The organism is Mycobacterium sp. DL440 (assembly GCF_011745145.1).
GTDB lineage: Bacteria > Actinomycetota > Actinomycetes > Mycobacteriales > Mycobacteriaceae > Mycobacterium.
Window position 1 is genome coordinate 4,170,090 of sequence record NZ_CP050191.1, and the last position, 20,970, is coordinate 4,191,059.

Genomic DNA, 20,970 nt, shown 5'->3' on the forward strand with positions numbered 1-20,970 from the left:
AGCAACGACCGGAAGGAAAAGAAGATGTCACAGACCGTGGGTGATTTTCTCCTCGCGCGGCTGCGCGAATGGGACGTGGCACAGGTGTTCGGCTATCCCGGCGACGGGATCAACGGACTGCTGGCAGCCTGGCAACGCGCCGACAACAAGCCACAGTTCGTGCAGGCGCGCCATGAGGAGATGGCCGCTTTCGAGGCGGTCGGCTATGCGAAGTTCTCCGGAAACGTCGGGGTCTGTGTCGCCACCAGCGGCCCCGGCGCCGTCCATCTGCTCAACGGCTTGTACGACGCCAAACTCGACCACGTGCCAGTGGTGGCGATCGTCGGACAAACCGAACGATCGGCGATGGGCGGGTCCTATCAGCAGGAGATCGATCTGCTCAGCCTCTACAAGGACGTGTGCAGCGACTACATCCAAATGTGCACCGTGCCACAGCAACTGCCCAACCTCATCGACCGAGCCATCCGCATCGCGCTGTCCGAGGGTGCCCCCACCGGCATCATCGTGCCCTCCGACGTCTTCGAATTGGAGTATGAACCTCCCAAGCACGCCTTCAAGCAAGTGCCGTCCAGCCTGGGGCTCAGCCCGGCGTTCACCACACCCGATGACAGCGCAGTGTGCGCGGCCGCCGATCTGCTCAACAGCGGCACAAAGGTCGCGATGCTCGTCGGCCAGGGCGCGCGCGGTTGCGTGGCGGAACTCACTGAGGTCGCCGACCTGCTGGGCGCCGGGGCGGCCAAGGCGCTTCTGGGCAAGGACGTACTGCCCGATGATCTGCCGTGGGTGACAGGTTCGATCGGGCTGCTGGGCACCACCGCCAGCTGGCGACTGATGCGCGGCTGCGACACGCTGCTCACCGTCGGCTCCAACTTCCCCTACACCCAGTTCATGCCTGATCTTGATGCCGCCCGTGCGGTGCAGATCGACCGATCCGGCAAGTGGATCGGCATGCGCTACCCGTACGAGCTCAATCTGGTCGGCGACGCCAAAGCCACTCTGCGTGCCCTGATTCCGCACCTGCACGCCAAAACCGATCGCTCGTGGCGCGAGCAGATCGAAGACGACGTCGCCGACTGGTGGACCACGGTGCAACGCACCGCTATGACCGACGCCGACCCACTGAACCCGATGCGGCTGTTCTGGGAGCTGTCCCAACGTATGCCCGCCGACGCGATCATCGCCGCCGACTCCGGATCGTCGGCCAACTGGTATGCCCGGCATCTGAAATTCACTGCCGGGGTGCGTGGTTCGCTGTCAGGCACACTGGCCACGATGGGACCGGGCGTACCGTACGTCATCGGCGCCAAATGGGCCCATCCGGACAGGCCGGCCATCGCATTTGTCGGCGACGGGGCCATGCAGATGAACGGTCTGGCCGAGCTGATCACCATCGCCAAATACTGGCCGCAGTGGACTGACCCCCGGTTGATCATCGCCGTGCTCCACAACAACGACCTCAACCAGGTCACCTGGGAGATGCGGGCCATGGAGAACTCACCGAAATTCGAAGCCTCCCAATCACTTCCCGACGTCGACTACGCCGCATTCGCCCGGAGTCTGGGCCTTTACGGCGCCAACCTCGATGAGGCCGGCCAGCTCGCTGGGGCATGGGAGCGTGCTCTGGCCGCCGACCGGCCCACCGTGCTCGATGTCCGATGCGACCCGGATGTGCCGCCGATTCCTCCGCACGCCACGTTCGAACAAGCCAAGTCGCTTGCACATGCCGTGTTCGGCGGCGATCGCGACGCCGCCGGATTCATCAAGCAGGGCGCGAAACAGAAAGTCCAGCAGTACTTTTCTCGCGAAAAAGAGGACGAATCGTGAACGTGGTCGCGACCGCGGTCCATGATATCCGCACCGGGCGCTTCGAACGCAGCCTCTCGGCGCTGACCGCGGCCGGCGCGGCCATCACCACAGCAGAGATCTATCTTTCCCACGACGGAGCCAGTTTCGGCAACAAGATGATGTACTGGCCGGTCGTGGTGGTGCCGCTGGCGGTCCCCGCCGGGGTTGCCGGATTCTTCTCCGGCCGGGCGGCGCGCACAGTGCTGCCCGCAGCCAGCGCGCTGATCGTGGCCAACGGCTTGCAGGGCACCTACCTGCACATCCGAGGCGTGCACCAGCGCCCAGGCGGCATCACCAAATACAACATGGAGGCCGGGCCGCCGGTCTTCGCGCCGCTGTTGGCGTCCCTGGTCGGCGGGATGGGACTGCTGGCCGCGCTGCTGCGCCGCGAAGACCTGCCGCACCTGCCCGCAGGCGCGCACTGATGGTCACCGAAACCTCGACGGCACACGCGGTGACGCCCCAAAACCGGGGCCGCTACCGGGGTTTCGACGTGCTCGATCAGGCTCACCAATGGGACCCGGCAACCACCGAAGTCGTCGCGGCACGGCTGCACCCGCCGGAGTCACCCCCGTTCTTCAGCCCCGATGAAGCGGCCGTGGCCGCAGCACTGCTGGACCTGCTGCTGGCCCAGGACAGTGAACCAAAGGTGCCGGTGCTGCCCCTGATCGAGACCCGCCTGGCCACCGGGGAAACCGACGGCTGGCACTACGACGACATGGCGCCCGACGGGCAGGCCTGGCGCGCAAGCCTGGCCGGGCTCGATGACGACGCGCGCCGTCACTACGGGATCGGTTATGCCGACCTGTCCCGGGCACGCCAGGCCCGGCTGCTCACCGATGTGCAGGATCTCGGCGAGCGGGGCGACACATGGCGCGACTGGTCGGCTGGCCACGTGTGGAGTCTGTGGACGCGGTATGCGTGCACAGCGTTCTACTCTCACCCGTGGGCGTGGAACGAGATGGGTTTTTCCGGCCCGGCCTACCCGCGTGGCTACCTCAATCTCGGGGTCAATGCCCGTGAACACTTCGAGATCGCCGACCGCGACGACACCGACCCGGTGGGATTCGCCGACCGCGTGGAGCGCGCTCGGCACGCCGATGACGACCTGCCCGACAGAGGCCCTCATGCGTGATCTGGCTGCGGTGAAGGCGCGCAATGCCTCAGCTTGGTTGCTGCCCAACGACGGTACCCGCGCCAACCACCGGCTGCGCACCGACATGCATCGCTATCACCCCAGCGATGTGGTCGATGTCGTCATCGTCGGAGCCGGCGCCGGCGGTGCCACCCTGGCTCAACGGCTGTCCCGATGCGGCTGGACTGTGGTGCTGCTCGACGCCGGCCCCTTCTGGAATCCCGACACCGACTGGGTCAGCGACGAACGCGGTTCCCATCACCTGTACTGGACCGAACCCCGCCAGATCGGTGGACAGGATCCGGTGCCGTTGGGATCCAACAATTCCGGACGCGGTGTCGGCGGATCGATGGTGCATTACGCCGGCTACACACCACGGTTCCATCCCTCCGATTTCCACACCGACAGCCTCGACGGCGTCGGCGCGGACTGGCCCATCACCTACCACGACCTCAAGGGCTACTACGAGCAGATCGAGGCCGAACTGCCTGTGGCCGGCGAGCACTGGCCGTGGGGCGACCCGCACGCCTACCCGCACCGCCCCCACCCGGTCAGCGGCAACGGCCTGGTGGCCCTGCGCGGCGCCCGGGCGCTGGACATCGAGATGCGGGTCGGGCCGGTGGCGATCCCCAACGGCCGGTTCGGCAACCGGCCGCACTGCATCTATCGCGGATTCTGCATCCAGGGCTGCAAAGTTAATGCCAAAGCCAGCCCATTGATCACCCACATCCCCGATGCGCTGGCCCACGGCGCCGAGGTCCGACCCGACTGCCACGTCAGCCGCGTCCTGGTCGACGACGCCGCCGCACGCGCCACCGGAGTGGAGTACCACCACGGCGGACGGCTGCACCGGCAACGCGCCCACGCCGTGGTGGTGGCCGGTTACTCCATCGAAACCCCACGGCTGCTGCTGCTCTCGGCCACGGGCCGCTACCCCCGCGGGCTGGGCAATGACCATGACCACCTCGGGCGCCACCTCATGGTGCAAGGCGCCCCCCAGGTCGCCGGCCGATTCGACGACGAGATCCGCATGTACAAGGCCCCGCCACCGGAAGTCAGCAGCGAACAGTTCTACGAAACCGACCCCGTCCAGGCCTACCGGCGCGGCTTTTCCATCCAGACGGTCAGCCCGCTACCGATCACCTGGTCCGAACACGTTGCCGCCCAAGGGCACTGGGGACAAACCCTGCGCGAGTACATGCGCGATTACAACCATTGGGCCACCCTGGGTGCGCTGTGCGAACTGCTATCCCAGCCCGATAACCGCGTCACCCTGGCCGACGAGACCGACAGTCACGGCCTACCAGTAGCCCACCTGTCCTACACCCAGTGCGACAACGACAAACGCCTCATCGCCGCGGCCACCGACATCATGGGCGAGCTGCTGCGCGCCGCCGGCGCCAGCGAAGTCATCGCCATCGAGCGCTACGCCCACCTCGTGGGCGGCGCCCGGATGGCCCGCAGCGCCGAGCACGGAGTCATCGATGCCCAGCACCGGGTGTTCGGCATCGACCGGCTCTACGTCGTCGACGGCAGCGTCATGCCGACTCAAGGCGCAGCCAATCCCGCGCTGACCATCATGGCCCTGGCCGCCCGCGCCGCCGGCCTGATCACCACCCACGCCGCCCGATCATGACCCCCGGAAAGCTCGCGCCATGACGGGCCACACCATCGAGCACCTCGACGTGGCGACCTATACGGTGCCCACCGACGGTCCCGAAGCCGACGGCACGTTGCGCTGGGATGCCACCACCGCCATCGTCACCCACGTCCACGCCGCAGGTGCCACCGGAGTGGGATGGACCTACAGTTCACCGGCTGCCGCCGCCGTCATCACCCACCACCTGCGTGACGTACTGGTGGGCCGTCCGGCACACGACATCACCGCCGCGATGCACGCAATGCGCTGCGCCTGCCGCAACTACGGCACCCGTGGTCTGGTCGGTCAGGCACTCAGTGCCCTCGACATCGCGCTGTGGGATCTCAAAGCCCACCTGCAGGACCTACCGCTGAACGCACTGCTGGGCCGCTGTCACAGCGCCGTACCCATATACGGCTCAGGCGGATTCACCAACCTCGACGACGACGGCCTCGCCGCCCACGTGCAACAGTGGCGCGCCGCCGGATGCACCGCCATGAAGATCAAGATCGGTCAAGACTGGGGCCGCCACGTCGAACGCGACCTGGCCCGCATCCAGCGATTAGGCGAACTGGCGGGCGATCGCGTCGCACTCATGGTCGATGCCAACGGCGGCTACACCCAAGCCCAGGCCCGTCGGGTCGGCGCGGCCCTCGACGATCTGGGAGTCAGCTGGTTCGAGGAACCGGTCAGCAGCGACGACACCGCCGGCCTGGACATGGTGCGGCGCAGTGTGCGCTGTGACATCGCCGCCGGCGAATACATCGGCGATCTCGACGAAACCCGTCGGCTGGCACCGGTCGTGGACTGCCTGCAACTCGACGTCACCCGATGTGGCGGGTACACCGGGTGGCTGGCCGCCGCATCCGTCGCCGCCGCGGACCACCTCGACGTGTCCGCGCACTGCGCCCCCGCCCTCCACGTGCCCGTGGCCGCGGCCATCCCGAGGCTGCGCCACCTCGAATACTTCATCGACCACGTTCGACTGGAAGCGCAGTTGTTCGACGGTGTTCCGACACCGCAGCACGGGCAGCTTCACGTCAACGACACGGGACCCGGTCACGGCCTCACCCTGGCGACCCGCGCCGAGCGCTACCGCGCCCCCTCCTCGGTTTAGCGCTAGGCCGACCGGGCAATGCGAACGGTGTGCGCTCAGCAGCCCTGGTGCACCCATCCATGCCGTGATCACCCACGCTGAGCACGAGGAACAGGACGAATTCGCCAAACTTGGTGCCGCGCTGTCGCCCGAGGAGCTTGAGCGGATGCGGCGAGTCGCCAAGCTGGCCGAGGCCGTCGCGCCGACACGGCCTCACGCCGGTATCGAATCGCAAGCCGCCAACCTCATGGTGGGGCCGTTCGTCGCGATGCTGGACCGAACGCGCGACATCCTCTCCGGCAAGGCCTGAGCCGACAATCCCCTGTGGTGCAAGCAGGTCGCCGCAGCAGCGCACAGCCGACCACGACCATGCCCACCGTGGCGAAGGCCGCGGCGCATGTTCATACGTTACGAAGCCCCGATACCGCCGAATCGCCGTTCGCCGTCTAGCATGAATCGTCCCTTAGGGTTGTAGACACCTATTCCGATAGGTCCCGAGCCCCCGTAGCTCAGGGGATAGAGCACGGCTCTCCTAAAGCCGGTGTCGCAGGTTCGAATCCTGCCGGGGGCACCCAGGTCGCTGTATAACCTCGAGTGACGCTTGACGTTTTGCCTCCGGTTGATGGGTGACTGTGTTTCGGCTGATGCCTTACACCCACTTCGGTTGATCCTTGACACTCCCTGGATGAGGGAGTTGAGCGTGGTCGAGCAGAGGTATCAGGCCGTGCTGGCGGTGATCAGTGACGGTCTGTCGATATCGCAGGTGGCCGGCAAGGTGGGGTGTCGCGGCAGACGCTGCATGCCTGGTTGGCCCGGTAAGAGGCCCAGGGCCTAGACGGGTTGGCGGATCGGTCGCATCGGCCGGTGTCGTGTCCGCATCAGATGCCGGCGGCGGTGGAAGCTGCAGTGGTGGAGTTGCGACGCTCGCGGCCGTAGTGGGGGCCGCGCCGGCTGGTGTTCGAACTGGCCAAGCGCCACTCTTTGTTTTCGCAGTTCGGCGCGGACCGGCGTCTGCCCTCAATTCCCCACGAGCGGCCGACCACTGGCCTGCCAGGCCTTCATCCCACCCTTGAGTTCGACCACATCGGTATAGCCCAGCGATTTCAGCGCTTCGGCGGCAGTCGCGCTCATGGGGCCGGTTCGGCAGTAGATCGCGATCGGAGCACCACGATCGGCGGGCAGCCGATCAGCCTGCTCGGCGATCCGATCGAACGGAATCGACAGGTCCGTACCGGCGATGTCGCCTTCGAAGGGTACGTGGACGTTGATTGTCATCCGGTCGGATTCACCTATGGCAGTGGCGAATTCATCAGGGCCGATCAGTCGATGCTGCACAACGCTGACTGCCGCGGCTTCAGTAGAGGTGGCCGGCCGCACCTCGGCCGGTGAGCCACACGATGCCAGCGACACCGAGCCAACGATCGCCAGTGCACTGATGCACGTCCTTGTGAACATGCCGAAAGAATACCCCTAGGGGGTACTTGCGCTCCAGTCTTCGCCGGTGCTACGTTCGCCGTGTCAGATACCCCCTGGGGGTATGCAACGAAAGGAGCGGAATCGATGACCACTTCATCGACGCAGGTCGATTGGCATTTGCGCGGAGAATGGTTCGACGTGTGCAGCTGCAAGTTGCCTTGCCCGTGCAGCTTCGCCCAGGAGCCCACGCACGGCGATTGCTTGTTCACCTTGGTGTGGCACGTCCGCAAAGGCCATTACGGTGACACCGATTTGGCGGGTCTCAGCGTGATTGCCCTCGGCGAGTTCGCCGGCAACATGTGGATCGGCGATCCGAACGCGACGATGAAGTTGATGTTCTACATCGACGAGAAGGGCGACGCCGCCCAGCGAGACGCGCTCGAGCGGATCTTCACCGGCGCGGAAGGCGGCTGGCCGGCCGAGTTCGGCAGCCTCATCGAGGAGATGCGCGGCATCGAATACGCCCCGATCAATTTCGAGGCGGCCGACGATCTTGCCCACTGGCGCGCCGAGATTCCCGGCAAAGTCGATCTGTTGGTGGAGGCCCTGACCGGCCCGACGGCCGACCCGAACCGACGGGTGACCACCACCAACGCGCCGGGCGCAGAGGTCGGCCCGGGCCAGGTCGCAACCTGGGGCGTGGTCAAGGAAGACCACGCCGTGGGCTTCGAGTGGTCACACGAGCACACCGGTGCCTCGAGCAAGCACTTCCCGTTCGACTGGCGCCCCGGGCCTGAGGATGCTGGCGCGAGCGAGGCGAATGCGGAAACACAGCCTTCCTCCTCCTGCACCTGCGGCTGCTGAGTCGCGCACCGGCGCCGGGCGGGGGCAGCCGCTCCCGCCCGGCGCCGGATCTGGCGTCTAGTTCAAGCCGTTCGACAGACTCCGCGCTCCCCCGGTGATCAAGGCCGTCCTGCCGTCCAGCTCTCCCATACCCATCCTTCCTGTTGTCGCGGTCCTTGGATGCAGACCGCCAGTGCCGGCAAAACTTGTCGGCAGCACTCTTCGCACCACGCGACACGCGTGTCACACGGACTAGCTGGCAACACTCCGAAGCGTCGCCACGGGACCTTGTTTCCCTTGGCAAATGAATTCAACGTCCTGACCGGGGAGGCTTCGACGAGAGCAAATTGGCTGCACCGTGGCATCCCAGGCGATTCCCAGGAACATGATGAGATGCACTAACGTTATCTACAGACGGGGGCTCTGAGCTCGAACACAGCAAACAACCCGGAGGTGAAAATGATCCGTTCGAAACTGATGAGGGCCGCAGCAGTCGGACTGGGTGCGTTGGCGGTGCCGGTCGGCGTCGCAGTGGCAGGCGCCGCTCCGGCCTCGGCCGGCCCGAACATCTGCGCGAGCGGTCCGTACGGCTACGTGCAGGCTTGCGTCGAAGGTCCCGGGTGGGGCGGGTGGTACGACAACGGTCCGCGTTGGCATGGCCGTGGCCACGGCCATGGACATGGTCACGACGACTGAGTCGGTTTAAACACGGGTAACGCCGTGGCGGGGATCCGAGCCTGGGTTTCCGCCACGGCGTTTTCTCGCTGAACCGCCTTAGTCACTCTCTTAGTTGTAGTAGCGTCGGCGCCATGGACGACGTCTGGATTCTCGGCGGCTACCAGAGCGATTTCGCCCGCAACCTGACCCGTGAGCAGGTCGACTTCGCCGGGCTCACCCTCGAGGTTGTCGACCACACCCTGAACAGCGCCAGGATCGACGCCACCGGCATCGGAGTCGTCCACGTCGCAAACGCCTTCGGCGACCTGTTCGCCGGTCAGGCACACCTCGGCGCCATGCCGGCCACCGTGCATCCCGACCTGTGGGGGACCCCGGCGGCTCGGCACGAGGCCGCATGCGCGTCGGGGAGCGTTGCGACCCTCGCGGCGATCGCCGACCTGCGCTCCGGCGCCTACGACAGCGCCCTGGTTATCGGGGTGGAACTGGAGAAGACGGTCCCCGGCGATACCGCCGCAGCACACCTCGGCGCCGCCGCGTGGACCGGTCATGAAGCGAACGACGCCAAGTTCGTGTGGCCATCGATGTTCTCCGAGGTGGCCGACGCCTACGGCCAGCGCTACGGCCTCGATGCCGGACATCTGCGCGCCATCGCCACACTGAACTTTCGCAACGCCCGGGCCAACCCCAACGCACAGACCCGCGACTGGACGGTGCCCGACCCAATCGAGGATGACGACGCGACCAATCCACTGGTGGAAGGCCGACTGCGCCGCTTCGATTGCAGCCAGATGACCGACGGCGGGGCCGGTCTGGTGTTGGTCAGCGACACCTACCTGCGCGCCCACCCACACGCCCGGCCCATCGCGCGCATCGACGGCTGGGGCCACCGCACGGTCGGACTGGGGTTGCGGCAGAAACTCGACCGCAGCGCGACCGATCCGTACCTGATGCCGCATGTGCGCCTTGCCGTGCTGGACGCGTTGGGCCGCGCCGGCGCGACACTCGACGATCTCGACGGGTTCGAGGTCCACGACTGCTTCACTCCCAGCGAGTACCTCGCCATCGACCACATCGGCCTCACCGGCCCCGGCGAATCCTGGAAGGCCATCGAGAACGGCGAGATCGAGATCGGCGGGCGGCTTCCGATCAATCCCAGCGGCGGATTGATCGGCGGTGGCCACCCGGTCGGCGCCTCCGGGCTACGGATGCTGTTCGACGCCGCCAAGCAGGTCAGCGCCACCGCGGGGCCGTACCAGGTCGAGGGCGCAAAGACCTTCGGCACCTTGAACTTTGGCGGCAGCACCGCCACCACCGTCAGCTTCGTCGTGGGAGGCGCCCAGCAATGAACACCGAAGTTGTGGCCAAGTACCTGTCCACCCTGCCCGAGGACGACGACCACCCTTACCGCACCGGGGCGTGGCGTCCGCAGACCACCGAATGGGATTCCGACGACCTGCGGGTCATCGACGGCGAGATCCCGACCGACCTCGACGGTGTCTACCTGCGCAACACCGAGAACCCACTGCATCCGGCATTGCAGACCTACCACCCGTTCGACGGGGACGGGATGCTGCACATCGTCGGCTTCCGCGACGGAAAAGCGTTCTACCGCAACAGGTTCATCCGCACCGACGGTCTCCTGGCCGAAATCGAGGCCGGCGGCCCGCTGTGGCCGGGTGTTGCCGAACCGATCGAACTGGCCAAACGCGACCACGGCTGGGGCGCCCGCACGCTGATGAAGGACGCCTCCAGCACAGACGTGACCGTGCACCGTGGCGTCGCGCTCACCAGCTTCTACCAGTGCGGCGACCTGTACCGCATCGACCCGTACACCGGCGATGCCCTGGGCAAGGAGGACTGGGGCGGGGCGTTTCCCGCCGAGTGGGGCGTCTCGGCGCATCCCAAAGCCGACGACGCCACTGGCGAACTGCTGTTCTTCAACTACGGCAAGCAAGCGCCGTACATGCACTACGGCGTGGTGGACGCCGACAACCGCCTCGCGCACTACGTCGACGTCGAACTGCCCGGGCCGCGGTTGCCCCACGACATGGCGTTCACCGAAAACTACGTGATCCTCAACGACTTTCCGTTGTTCTGGGATGCCGAATTCCTCAAGAACAACGTGCACCTGCCCAAGCTGCACCGCGACATGCCGTCCCGGTTCGCAATCCTCCCCCGCCGCGGCGGGACAGGCGACGTCAAGTGGTTCGAGGCCGACACCACTTATGTCCTGCACTTCACCAACGCCTACGAAGACGTCGACGAAATCGTGCTCGACGGGTTCTTCCAGGGCAACGCGACACCGGCCCTGGCGCTGGACAAGATGCAGACCAGGCTGCATCGCTGGCGGTTCAACCTGGTGACCGGCCAGACCCGCGAGGAGCAATTGTCCGACAGCATCACCGAATTCGGCATGATCAACCCCGGTCACGCCGGGCGCGACTACCGCTACGCCTATGCCGCCACCGGGAAGCCGGGCTGGTTCCTGTTCGACGGATTGGTCCGCCACGACCTGCACACCGGATCCGAACAGCGCTATGCCTTTGAAGACGGCGTGTACGGCAGCGAGGCTGCCATGGCGCCGCGAGTGGGCAGCTCCGGCGAGGACGACGGCTATCTGGTCACCATCACCACCGACATGAACGACGACGCCTCCTACTGCCTGGTGTTCGACGCGGCCCGGGTCCCTGACGGACCGGTGTGCAAACTCGCTCTGCCGGAACGGGTTTCCAGCGGGACCCACTCCACCTGGGCACCCGGTGACGAGCTGCGCCGATGGCTGGTGCGTGACTGACACGCAGTTGCCGGCCGGCGGTACCAACGCCGTCGGGCAGATGTTGGCTCTCGTCGGCGACGAATGGACACTGCTGGTGATGCAGCAGGCGCTGCTGGGCGCCACTCGTTACGGGCAGTTCAGGATCCGGCTGCCGATCTCCAACTCGGTGCTGACCCGCCGTCTGGGCACCCTGACCGAAGACGGGCTGCTGCAATGTCACCGCTATCAGGAGCGGCCTCCACGCGACGAATACCTGATCACCGCGCGCGGCCGTGCGCTGTGGCCCGTGCTGGTGTCCATCTGGGAGTGGGAACGCCATTGGGTGCCCGAACACCGCGAATCCCTGCCTGCCATGCGGCATCTGCGTTGCGGCACCGATTTCACGCCGGTACTCACGTGTGGCGGCTGCGGTGCACCGACCAGTTCCGGCGAGGTGACCGCTGTGTGGGGGCCGAGCGGCGGCTGGGCCCGTTCGTTGCCCGTGGTCGCGACGCGGCGTCGCTCCGAGGACGATCGTCGCGACTCTCCGTCCGGGCTGTTCCCTCAGACCATGAGCGTGCTGGGGAACCGCTGGGCGTTTGCGATCCTGGTGGCGGCCTTCACCGGCACCACCAGGTTCTCCGAGTTTCAACGGGCGTTGGTCGCTCCGCCCGCGTCGCTGGCCGACCGCTTGCAGACCTTCCGGGGCAACGGGATTCTCACCATCACCGACGAGGACCCGCACTACCGGCTGACCCCGAAGGGCACCGCATTCCTGCCCGTGCTCGTCACGGCACTGGCCTGGGCCCAACGGTCGTTCCCCGCCGCCGAGGGCCCCGCCGTGATCCTCACCCACACCCGTTGCGGGCACCCGTTTTCCCCGGTGTTGACGTGTGATCAGTGCGGTGAGCGGCTCACCGGGGCTGCAGTGTCTGTCGTCGAACTGTGATGGCCAGCACCACAATCAGGGCGATCCCGGTGAGCGCAACAGCCACCCACACCGGCCCGAGGCTTCCCGCCGGGCCTGGGAGCGAGGCGGCGGCCAGCGCCGGGCCGAAGGTGGCTCCGATATTCAGTGCCGCCGTCGCGTACGAGCCGCCCATGGCCGGAGCCCCGGAAGCCGCATAGAGCACCCGAGCAATGAGGGTGCTCCCCACCGCGAAGGCCAAGATTCCTTGTGCCAGGACCAGAATCAGCAATATCACCGGATGAGCTGCCAAGGCGGCCAACGTAATCCAGCCGACAAGCAACAGCGAGCCACCCACCCCGATGACGAGGCGGGGACGATGATCGGAGAACCTGCCGGCCACCGTCACCCCGATGAGCGAGCCAAACCCGAAGAGCACCAGCGCCACCGGCACCCACAGCTCCTGCAAGCCGGCGATGTCGGTGACGATGGGTGCCAAGAACGTGAAGGTGGCGAACGTGCCCGCGTTGACCAGGGCGGCGAGGAGTAGGGCCAACACCAGTCTCGGCGATTTGAGTTGAGTGAGCTCATCACGTAGCGCCGGTCCCTCACTCGCGGAGCCCGAATCTTCTTCGGAGCGACCGGAGATCCCGTGCAGGATGCCGAGCGCGGCGGGCAGGCACAGCAGCGCGACCGCCCAGAACGCAGACCGCCATCCCAGAAGTGCACCCAGCACTGCGCCGCCGGGCACACCCGCGATGGTCGCCACTGTCGTCCCGCCGAGCAGTACCGACAGCGCGCGTCCCCTCTGATCTGCCGCTACCAGAGCGGCGGCCGCGCTGAGCGCAACCGCCAAGAATCCGGCATTGGCCAGTGCGGCGATGACGCGGGTGCCGAGGAGGATCGTGAAGTTTGGTGTCAGCGCGCCGACAACGTGGCAGAGCGCAAAGACGACCACACATCCGAGCAGGCTGGTCCGGGCCGGCCACCGACGCGCGAGCACGGCCATGGCCGGCGCACCGATGACCATTCCGACGGCAAAAGCGGAGGTCAGTAGGCCGGCAGCGCCGACCGTGACGCCGAGACCGGCGGCGATATCCGGAACAAGCCCGGCGAGCATGAATTCCGAGGTGCCCATGGCGAAGACCGCGAGGGCAAGAAGATAGAGAGCGAAAGGCATTGGGCACTCCGAGGCAAGAGAACGAACAGGAGGCGTCTCGTCACCACGGCCAGCACCAGACAGGTGCGGAAAAACTGAAGAGTCAGTAATTCAGGGAGCTGACGGCGTGACCGAAAGCCCCCATCTTGTGCGCTTCAGGGCTCGACATGCCGCCACCCTACTAAAGACTCTCCCCAATCGCGCAACCGAAATCTGCCGGTGTCCGAGGGGGACACTCACGTTCCCACCCGGAAATGAATTTCAGTTGACAGAGTCATCCGACTCGAAGAAGAGTGGCCAGCTGACCGAACACGGAACACAACGACGGGTTTTCAGATGAGCGGAACCGTGATCATTCTGACCGGCCCACCCGGAGCAGGGAAGAGCACCATTGCTGCCGCACTCGCCCGAAGCTTCGACCGGGGAGTGCACCTGCATACCGATGACTTCTGGCACTACATAGTCGCCGGAGCGATCCCACCATACGAGCCAGCATCCGCCGCCCAGAATCAGACCGTGATGGACGTTATCGCGCGAGCTGCCTTCACCTATGCGGCAGGTGGATTCACAACCGTGCTGGACGGTATCGTCGGGCCGTGGATGCTCGAGCACTTTCACGGCCACCCGCCTGACATCACCATCCACTACGTCGTGCTGCGGCCCAGCCGCGACACCGCCCTTGCGCGAGCCCAGGCTCGTACCGAACCTGACGCACTTGTCGACGAGCAGCCGATTGTCACGATGTGGGATCAATTCGCATCCCTAGGTGACTACGCGCCGCACGTACTCGACACCTCAAAAGACATGGCGCACCAGACAATCCAACGTGTCGAAAGTGCTATTGCTTCCAACAGCTTCCGCCTCCACCTCTAGGTCAAAGCGACCGACAGGCCGCCTACCAGCGGTTGAGCCGGAACTCCAGGTTGTTGCGCGCAGCGGGCCATTCGATGTCCAGAATCGAGTACACGACGGTGTCACGACGCGACCCGTCGGGCAGCAACTGTTGGCTGCGCAGTATCCCGTCGAGCTTGGCACCGAGCCGTTCGATGGCCGCACGGCTGGCGAAGTTGAAGAAGTGGGTCCGGAATTCGACTGCCACACAATTCAACTCGTCGAATGCATGGCTGAGCATCAACAGCTTGGTCTCGGCGTTGACGCCGCTACGGCGCACATCGGCCACGTACCAGGTATGCCCGATCTCCAGCCGCCGGTTCGGGCCGTCGACATGCAGGTAGCTGGAAGACCCCACCAGCCTGCCGTCGAGGTTGCGCACCACGAAGGTCACGCCGTGATCGGCCGCGCGCAGTTCGAACATGCGCTGCACCCACTCGGCGGCACTGCCGGGCCGCGGCGTCATCGTGTACCAGAGCGAGCCCAACTCACCGTCCGCGGCGGCGGCGTCGATCTCGGGGATGTGCTCGGTCGTCAACGGTTCCAGCGTCACCCAACGCTGTCCGGTCAGCTCCACGGGCGTGATGAATTCGCTCATCCGCGGCCTGACGTCGACAACAATGACCACACCGAACACAACCCGGCCAGCACCGCCATGGCACCGCCGACGTACAGCCCGTAACCCGCGGTGACCGGCCCCTTGACGTTCAGCGTGTAGTACCACACCGTCAACGCCACGAGGGCCAGCGAAATCAGCAGCCCCGCAGCTGAAGCCCACCGCTGCGACAGCCCGCGCCCGGCCATCGCACCGGCCACGATCAATCCGGCGCCCAACAGAACGATCAGCTGCCCGGCGCCGAAACCACGCGGCAGCACGATGCTTCCCACTGCCCCGCCGATCGCATTGGCCCGGCCGCCGCCGTTGGCGCTGGTGGTCAGCCACGGCAACCAGGCGACCACCACCAGGACCGCAGCACATAATGCCACCAGCCACCCTGGACGCAGACGAACCATGACGACGAGACTATCGGGTGTGACCGAACTTCCCGACTGGGCCAGACGGCTCGACCTCGCCCCGCACCCCGAGGGCGGGTGGTACCGAGAAACGTGGCGCAGCGAACTGACGGTAAGCCAGTCTTCGCTGCCATCGGGCTACTCCGGACCGCGCAGCGCCGGCACCGCGATCCTGTTCCTGCTCATGCCGGGCCAACAGTCGGCCTGGCACACCGTCCGCAGTGCCGAACTCTGGTTCCACCACCGGGGCAGCCCGCTGGTCCTGGAGATCGGCGCTGACAGGAAAACTGCGGCCGCGCGGCTACTGGGCCCGGACATCGAAGCCGGGCAACACCCGCAACTGCTGGTGCCGCCCGGCCACTGGCAGCGCGCGAAGCCACGCGACGACGAGCCTGCCCTGGTCAGTTGCGTGGTGGTACCCGGCTTCGACTTCGCCGACTTCGCGCTCAGCCCTGCAGCGACGACAGATTGAACCCGGCACCGGTCGGATCGGCCACCGCGGCCAGCCGCCCGTAGGGGGTGTCCTCGGCCGGACGCATCACCGAACCACCGTTCGCGACGACCAACTCGATCGTCTTGTCCACGTCGTCGGATCCGAAGAACGTGGTCCAGGTCGAGGGCGTGCCCTCGGGGATGAACGCCGATCCGTCCATCACACCGACCAATTCCTCACCGTCGAATGCCGCTGTGCTGTACCGGAACTCGTCGGTATCCGACACCCCCTGAGTGGTCCAGCCGAACACTTCCCGGTAGAAGTCCAGTGCCTTGGCGTAGTCGCTGGTGGTCAGTTGGTGATACACCGGCGCGCTCGCCTCGTTGAACAATGCGAAGCCCTCGTGCCCGGCCGGCTGCCAGATACCGAAGAACCCGTTGGCGGTGTCGGTCATCATCGCCATCCGGCCCTTGGCCGGGATGTCCATCACGCCACCGCAGTTGCTCCCGCCGGCCGCGATGGCCGCCGCCACCGTGGCATCGGCATCCGCGGTGTGCAGATAGGTGGTCCAGGCATCGGGTGCGTTCCACTGCGGATCATTGCGCATCAGCCCGGCCACCACCTGCCCGTCGACGGATGCAGTGACGTAGCCGCCGTACTCGGGGCCGCCGGTCTCATACGTCCAGCCGAACACCGCACCGTAGAACTGCTGGGCACGCTCAAGGTCGGACGTGGTCAGGTCGATCCAGTTGGGGGCGCCCAGCGGGGCGCTCTGACGGGTAACCACGATATTTCTCCTTCATGGAATGGACAGTCGCTAGGTCTGACCATCGCCGCCCTGAAAACTCATCGTCCACTCGCGGGGAAAATCACCGATAGCGCGCGGCGATCCTGGCGCGGTGCTCGGCAGGCGACCCGAACAGCGATCGGTTGAGCGCGGCCCGCTTGAGATAGACGTGCACGCCGCTCTCCCACGTGTAGCCGATGCCGCCGTGCAGTTGCATGGCCTTGCCGGCCACCTCCACGGCGGCCTCGGTGGCGTAGGCCTTGGCCATTGATATGGCGGTTGCCGCGTCGCTGTCCTCCGCTTCGATGGCCGCGTTCACCAGTTGACGGGCCACCGCGATCCGCACGAGCATGTCCGCGCAGGCGTGCTTGACGGCCTGGAATGAGCCGATCGGACGGCCGAACTGCTGACGGACTCCGGTGTAGGACACCGTGGCGTCGAGCATGGCCTGCGCGACGCCGAGACTGTCGCAGGCCACCGCGAGGGCGGCCCGTTCGGTGAGCGCACGCAAGCCGGCCTCAGCATCGCCGTCGAAGCGCCACACCGCGTCCTCGTCGACCTCGACCCCCTCGGCCATCACAGTGGCCAGCCTGCGGGTCTCGTCGAGCACCGGCTGGTCGGTGACCGTCAGCCCGGGTGAATCGGCGGCCACGTCCACCAACACCGGGACACCGTCGGCGTCACGGGCAGGCAGCAGCAGTCGCTGAGCTCCGGCCGCATCGGACACAAAGCCGGCCCGGCCGTGGACGCGCCAGCCCAGCCTGGTGGTGGCCAATTCGAAGGGCGCCAGCTCACGCTCCCCTGGCAGCGCGAGCGCGGCCCGGATATCTCCGGACACCACGGCCCGGAGCAACGGGTCACGAGATTCGCCTGCTTGCACCATATTCAGGGCACCGACGGCCAGCACCGCACCGCCCAGATAAGCGGTGGCCGCAGCGGCCCGGCCCAGCTCCTCGCAGATGACCGCCACCTCGGCGAACGTGGCGCCGGCACCACCAGCGTCCTCGGGCGCGTCCAGTCCGGTCCAGCCTGCCGAGACCAGCAGCGGCCAGTCGATGGTGTCCTTGGCCAGCAGATCAGCGGCTACCGAACGCAGTTCGTCATGGATCTCGGAGAATTCGCTCATCACACTGCACTCGGTTCTCTCGGCAGGCCCAGACCGCGCTCACCGATGATGGTGCGCTGGATCTCGCTGGCGCCGCCGGGGATGGTCCACTCCCACGATCCGATGAAATCGAGCATCCAGGCGCCCGACTCCCAGCCGCTGGAGGCCGGTTTGGTCAGCACGGTGTGGGCGTTCAGGCCACCGATCTCCGCGCCGAAACCCGTCATCCGCTGCAGCAATTCGCTGTAGTAGAGCTTGACGATCGACGCGTCGGCCGGTCCGGCTTCGCCCGCCTCGGTGCGCTCCACCAGATCCCGGCAGAGCCCGCGCAAGCCAGTCAGCTCGATCTCGAACTGCGCCAGCCGGTCTGCCACCACCGGATCGTCTGTCGGGGCGGCGTCCAGCAGCCACTTGAAGCCCGCATTGCCCAGCCGCTCGGACAACTCCAGCATGGTCATGCCACGCTCGGCGCCGAGCGTGGCCTGCGCGACCTGCCATCCCTTGTTCACCGGACCGATCAGGTTGGCCGCGGGAACTGCTACGTCGTTGAGGAAGATCTCGCAGAAATGCGAATCTCCCACGGCATTTCGGATCGGTCGCACGTCGATGCCCGGTGTGGTCATGTCCATCAGAAAGTACGAGATGCCGTGCCGCTTGGGCGCATCCGGATCGGTGCGCGCCAACAGCAGGCACCAGTCGGCGTGCAATGCACCACTGGCCCACAGCTTCTGGCCGTTAACGATGAAGTTCTCGCCCTCAGCTCGGGCTGTGGTGCGCAGAGCGGCCAGATCGGATCCGGCCTCCGGCTCGGAGAAGCCCTGTACCCAGATCTCACCGTCGAGGATGGCGGGCAGGTGCCTTCTGCGTTGGTCGTCGGTGCCCGCGGCCAGCAGGGTGGAGGCCGCATGGTGGATCCCGACGAAGGCCAACACGAGGCGGGGCGCATCGTGGGCGGCCAGTTCCTGGTACAGGATGATCTGCTGGGGCACGGACATGCCGCCGCCCCATTCGGCCGGCCAGTGCGGCACGGCGTATCCGGCGGTGTGCAACTCGGCGAACCAGGATTTCTGGAACGCTGCGAACTCGTCGTCGCCGACGCCGGTCTGACTGGGGCGCCAGTCTTTCGGGACGTGCGCAGCGCACCAGTCCCGCACGGCGGCCCGGAACTCGTCGAGCTCGCTCACGAGAACAACCCGGTGAGTCCACGCCGGCCCAGCCGCGCGGTCAGCCTGTCGCGGGTCTGGGATACGCCGAACGGCAGACGACGCAACGGCTGGCTGTACCGCGACAGCCAGGACAGCACGGTCTCATCGCAGAAGCCGACGGCTCCGTGCAGCTGATGGCACACCCGGAACACCACCTCGGCCGCCTCGATGGCGCCCAGCCGCAGGGCGAGCGCGTCGTTGATCGCCTCGTCGGACGGGTTGGTGTTCAAGCTCCACAGTGCGTATTTGGCCAGCATGTCGACGCCACTGCGTTCCACCTCGGCATCGGTCAGCTGGAACTGCACGCCCTGAAAGGCCGACAGCGGCTGGCCGAACTGCTTGCGCAGGCTGACGTGCGCGACGGTCAAGTCGATAGCCCGATCCAACATGCCGAGCAGCGTCCACGACGGCAACGTCAAGGCCAGGGCCACATCTGCAGTGCCGTGGGTGTCCACTGCGGTGAGCTCGAGTGCGGCGGCGAACGACGGACCCGACGCACCGACCTTGGTCACCGCGCTGCGCGTACCGTCCAATGTGACAGTGGCCCAACGGTTGTCCAGACCCTGCAGTGCCGCCTCGGGAGCATCGGCGTCGACGACCACCAGCCCCTCGACGTCGAGATCCTCCGGACGCGCCAATCGCTCGGCCACCGGATACGGCAGGGCCCAGTACCCGGCACTGCGGCACAACGCGGCCGCGGCCTCCAACGAATCCACATCGGTACGGGGTTCGAGCTCGAGGGCGCCCAAGCTGTCCAGGACGGGGGTGATCAGGCCGGCGCGGGTGTGGGGCTTGGCGTCGGCCTGGGCCAGCAGCTGATCGCCACCGGCGGCCTCGAAGGCCTTGAGAGCTTGGCGGCCATATTCTTTGGCGTCGTCGTTGAGATCCAGAATCATCGCCGTCATGCCTTTCCGGCCAGCATGGTCCGCGACAGCAGGATGCGCTGCATCTCGATACTGCCGGAGGACACCGTGGACGCCTGCGAGTACCGCCAGTGGTCCTCGACCTCCGCGCGGAAGTACTCGGCCTCTGCGCTGCCGCCCCTGGGGAGTGCGGCGGCAATCTCCATCAGCACCTCGGCACTTTCCTGGTCCAGTCGGGTCACGGCGATCCGATATGCCGCGGAGTCACCGGGATTCACCCTCCCGGTAGCCTGCATCGACACCACCCGGTAGGCCATCAGCCGGGCCCGGCGGCAGTGCGTGAGCATCCGGGTCCACCGGCCGCGCAGCTCGGCGGGAAGCTGCTCCCACTTTTCGCCGAGCACCTCAGGGGCGGCCTGCAGCAGCCGCTCACAGCGCGCGTAGCGGGCGATGCCGACGCGCTCGAAGGAGACCACGTCCTGCACGATCGACCAGCCCTGGTCGACGGTGCCGAGCACATCGGCCTCGGTGACCTTGAGGTCGTCGAAGAAGACTTCGTTGAGATGGTGCGGACCCATCATGGTGCGGATCGGGCGCACCTGGATGCCGGGCGAATCCATCGGCACCAGGAAAATGGTCATGCCCTGCTGCTTCTTCTCACCTTTTGAGGTGCGGGCCAACAGGAAGATCCACTGCGCCATGGTGGCGTACGAGGTCCAGATCTTCTGACCGTTGACGCGCCAGCCGTCGTCCTCCCGACGGGCGAAGGTGCGCAGCGAGGCCAGGTCGGAGCCCGCCTCTGGCTCGGAAAACCCTTGGCACCAGATCACTTCGCCGTTGGCGATCGGTGGCAGGTGCTTGCGCTGTTGCTCTTCGGTGCCGTGGCGCATGATGATCGGGCCCACCCAGTTGACGCCCATGTACTGCGCACCGCGTGGCTCGTGATGCGCCCACATCTCCTCGCGCACCACGGTCTGCTCCCACATCGAGGCATCGCCGCCGCCGAACTCCTTCGGCCACGACATGCACAGCAGATGCTGCTGCGCCAGCGTCCGGCAGAACTGCTGGGCCACCGCCAGATCGGCGGGGTCATCGGTGAACGCGCCGAGAAAATCGGCGGGCACCTGGTCGGCGATCAGCGCACGCAGCTCACCGCGCAGCGTGTCGGCCGCCTCACCAAAATCGAAATCCACTCCTGG

21 protein-coding genes, 1 tRNA gene and 2 pseudogenes are annotated in these 20,970 nt (G+C 66.5%); 15 read left to right on the top strand and 9 right to left on the bottom strand.

The features are described from left to right. Window positions 1-24: 24 nt before the first annotated feature. The 8 genes and pseudogenes from HBE63_RS20310 to HBE63_RS20345 form a co-directional block, all read left to right on the top strand. Entirely contained in the window at window positions 25-1,824 is a 1,800-nt protein-coding gene (locus tag HBE63_RS20310) for a thiamine pyrophosphate-requiring protein (protein ID WP_166906353.1), read from the top strand. Next, entirely contained in the window at window positions 1,821-2,270 is a 450-nt protein-coding gene (locus HBE63_RS20315) for a hypothetical protein (RefSeq protein WP_166906354.1), read from the top strand. Before HBE63_RS20310 ends, HBE63_RS20315 begins: the two co-directional genes overlap by 4 nt. Beyond that, window positions 2,270-2,980, top strand: a complete 711-nt coding sequence (locus HBE63_RS20320) for a gluconate 2-dehydrogenase subunit 3 family protein (protein ID WP_166906355.1) — start codon at window positions 2,270-2,272, stop codon at window positions 2,978-2,980. Before HBE63_RS20315 ends, HBE63_RS20320 begins: the two co-directional genes overlap by 1 nt. 85 nt (window positions 2,981-3,065) lie before the next feature. Continuing rightward, window positions 3,066-4,616, top strand: coding sequence for a GMC family oxidoreductase (locus tag HBE63_RS20325; protein ID WP_243858760.1), 1,551 nt, complete (start codon window positions 3,066-3,068; stop codon window positions 4,614-4,616). A gap of 19 nt (window positions 4,617-4,635) precedes the next feature. Continuing rightward, on the top strand, window positions 4,636-5,736 hold the full coding sequence (locus HBE63_RS20330) for an enolase C-terminal domain-like protein (protein ID WP_166906357.1): 1,101 nt from the start codon (window positions 4,636-4,638) through the stop codon (window positions 5,734-5,736). Between the two features lie 61 nt (window positions 5,737-5,797). Next, window positions 5,798-6,025 (top strand): annotated as a pseudogene (locus tag HBE63_RS20335) (hemerythrin domain-containing protein); the annotation flags it as partial. A gap of 188 nt (window positions 6,026-6,213) precedes the next feature. Continuing rightward, a tRNA-Arg gene (locus tag HBE63_RS20340) sits at window positions 6,214-6,286 on the top strand. A gap of 114 nt (window positions 6,287-6,400) precedes the next feature. Then, a pseudogene (locus HBE63_RS20345) lies at window positions 6,401-6,648 on the top strand (helix-turn-helix domain-containing protein); the annotation flags it as partial. 84 nt (window positions 6,649-6,732) lie between these two features. Here the strand turns inward: HBE63_RS20345 and HBE63_RS20350 are convergent. Continuing rightward, window positions 6,733-7,170, bottom strand: coding sequence for a rhodanese-like domain-containing protein (locus tag HBE63_RS20350; RefSeq protein ID WP_166906358.1), 438 nt, complete (start codon window positions 7,168-7,170; stop codon window positions 6,733-6,735). A gap of 105 nt (window positions 7,171-7,275) precedes the next feature. Here HBE63_RS20350 and HBE63_RS20355 point away from each other — a divergent pair, with 105 nt between their 5' ends. From HBE63_RS20355 to HBE63_RS20375, 5 genes are all read left to right on the top strand, one after another. After that, on the top strand, window positions 7,276-7,995 hold the full coding sequence (locus HBE63_RS20355; RefSeq protein WP_166906359.1) for a DUF1326 domain-containing protein: 720 nt from the start codon (window positions 7,276-7,278) through the stop codon (window positions 7,993-7,995). Between the two features lie 438 nt (window positions 7,996-8,433). Then, window positions 8,434-8,670, top strand: a complete 237-nt coding sequence (locus HBE63_RS20360) for a hypothetical protein (protein ID WP_166906360.1) — start codon at window positions 8,434-8,436, stop codon at window positions 8,668-8,670. Window positions 8,671-8,783: 113 nt separating this feature from the next. After that, on the top strand, window positions 8,784-9,998 hold the full coding sequence (locus HBE63_RS20365; protein ID WP_166906361.1) for an acetyl-CoA acetyltransferase: 1,215 nt from the start codon (window positions 8,784-8,786) through the stop codon (window positions 9,996-9,998). Then, window positions 9,995-11,446: a carotenoid oxygenase family protein gene (locus HBE63_RS20370; protein ID WP_166906362.1), complete on the top strand. Its 1,452-nt coding sequence runs from the start codon at window positions 9,995-9,997 to the stop codon at window positions 11,444-11,446. Before HBE63_RS20365 ends, HBE63_RS20370 begins: the two co-directional genes overlap by 4 nt. Window positions 11,447-11,486: 40 nt before the next feature. Next, entirely contained in the window at window positions 11,487-12,356 is an 870-nt protein-coding gene (locus tag HBE63_RS20375; protein WP_166910012.1) for a helix-turn-helix domain-containing protein, read from the top strand. On the opposite strand, the gene HBE63_RS20380 is transcribed toward HBE63_RS20375, so the two are convergent. After that, entirely contained in the window at window positions 12,322-13,494 is a 1,173-nt protein-coding gene (locus HBE63_RS20380; RefSeq protein WP_166906363.1) for a Cmx/CmrA family chloramphenicol efflux MFS transporter, read from the bottom strand. The two genes, HBE63_RS20375 and HBE63_RS20380, sit on opposite strands and share 35 nt — an antisense overlap. Before the next feature lie 315 nt (window positions 13,495-13,809). Here HBE63_RS20380 and HBE63_RS20385 point away from each other — a divergent pair, with 315 nt between their 5' ends. Beyond that, window positions 13,810-14,346, top strand: coding sequence for an AAA family ATPase (locus HBE63_RS20385; RefSeq protein ID WP_166906364.1), 537 nt, complete (start codon window positions 13,810-13,812; stop codon window positions 14,344-14,346). A 22-nt stretch (window positions 14,347-14,368) separates the two neighbouring features. Here the strand turns inward: HBE63_RS20385 and HBE63_RS20390 are convergent, their stop codons facing one another. Then, on the bottom strand, window positions 14,369-14,962 hold the full coding sequence (locus tag HBE63_RS20390; RefSeq protein WP_166906365.1) for a GNAT family N-acetyltransferase: 594 nt from the start codon (window positions 14,960-14,962) through the stop codon (window positions 14,369-14,371). Beyond that, a complete protein-coding gene (locus HBE63_RS20395; RefSeq protein ID WP_166906366.1) occupies window positions 14,959-15,378 on the bottom strand; it encodes a hypothetical protein in 420 nt (139 codons plus the stop codon). The genes HBE63_RS20390 and HBE63_RS20395 overlap by 4 nt, the downstream gene beginning before the upstream one ends. A 19-nt stretch (window positions 15,379-15,397) precedes the next feature. Between HBE63_RS20395 and HBE63_RS20400 the strand changes: the two genes are divergently transcribed. Then, the gene (locus tag HBE63_RS20400) at window positions 15,398-15,850 is read left to right on the top strand and encodes a cupin domain-containing protein (protein ID WP_166906367.1); all 453 of its coding nucleotides are present in this window, start codon (window positions 15,398-15,400) and stop codon (window positions 15,848-15,850) included. On the opposite strand, the gene HBE63_RS20405 is transcribed toward HBE63_RS20400, so the two are convergent. The 5 genes from HBE63_RS20405 to HBE63_RS20425 form a co-directional block, all read right to left on the bottom strand. Continuing rightward, complete coding sequence (locus HBE63_RS20405; RefSeq protein WP_166906368.1) at window positions 15,825-16,598, bottom strand: VOC family protein; 774 nt, start codon at window positions 16,596-16,598, stop codon at window positions 15,825-15,827. The genes HBE63_RS20400 and HBE63_RS20405 overlap by 26 nt on opposite strands. 82 nt (window positions 16,599-16,680) lie before the next feature. Next, window positions 16,681-17,724 (bottom strand): acyl-CoA dehydrogenase family protein, encoded by a 1,044-nt coding sequence (locus tag HBE63_RS20410; protein ID WP_166906369.1) that lies wholly within the window; start codon window positions 17,722-17,724, stop codon window positions 16,681-16,683. Next, window positions 17,724-18,887 carry an acyl-CoA dehydrogenase family protein gene (locus HBE63_RS20415; RefSeq protein ID WP_166906370.1) on the bottom strand — a complete coding sequence of 388 codons (1,164 nt, stop codon included), beginning with the start codon at window positions 18,885-18,887 and terminating at the stop codon, window positions 17,724-17,726. Before HBE63_RS20415 ends, HBE63_RS20410 begins: the two co-directional genes overlap by 1 nt. Then, the gene (locus HBE63_RS20420) at window positions 18,884-19,804 is read right to left on the bottom strand and encodes an acyl-CoA dehydrogenase family protein (protein WP_166910014.1); all 921 of its coding nucleotides are present in this window, start codon (window positions 19,802-19,804) and stop codon (window positions 18,884-18,886) included. The genes HBE63_RS20415 and HBE63_RS20420 overlap by 4 nt, the downstream gene beginning before the upstream one ends. Before the next feature lie 5 nt (window positions 19,805-19,809). Then, window positions 19,810-20,964 carry an acyl-CoA dehydrogenase family protein gene (locus HBE63_RS20425; RefSeq protein WP_166906371.1) on the bottom strand — a complete coding sequence of 385 codons (1,155 nt, stop codon included), beginning with the start codon at window positions 20,962-20,964 and terminating at the stop codon, window positions 19,810-19,812. Between the last annotated feature and the right edge of the window lie 6 nt (window positions 20,965-20,970).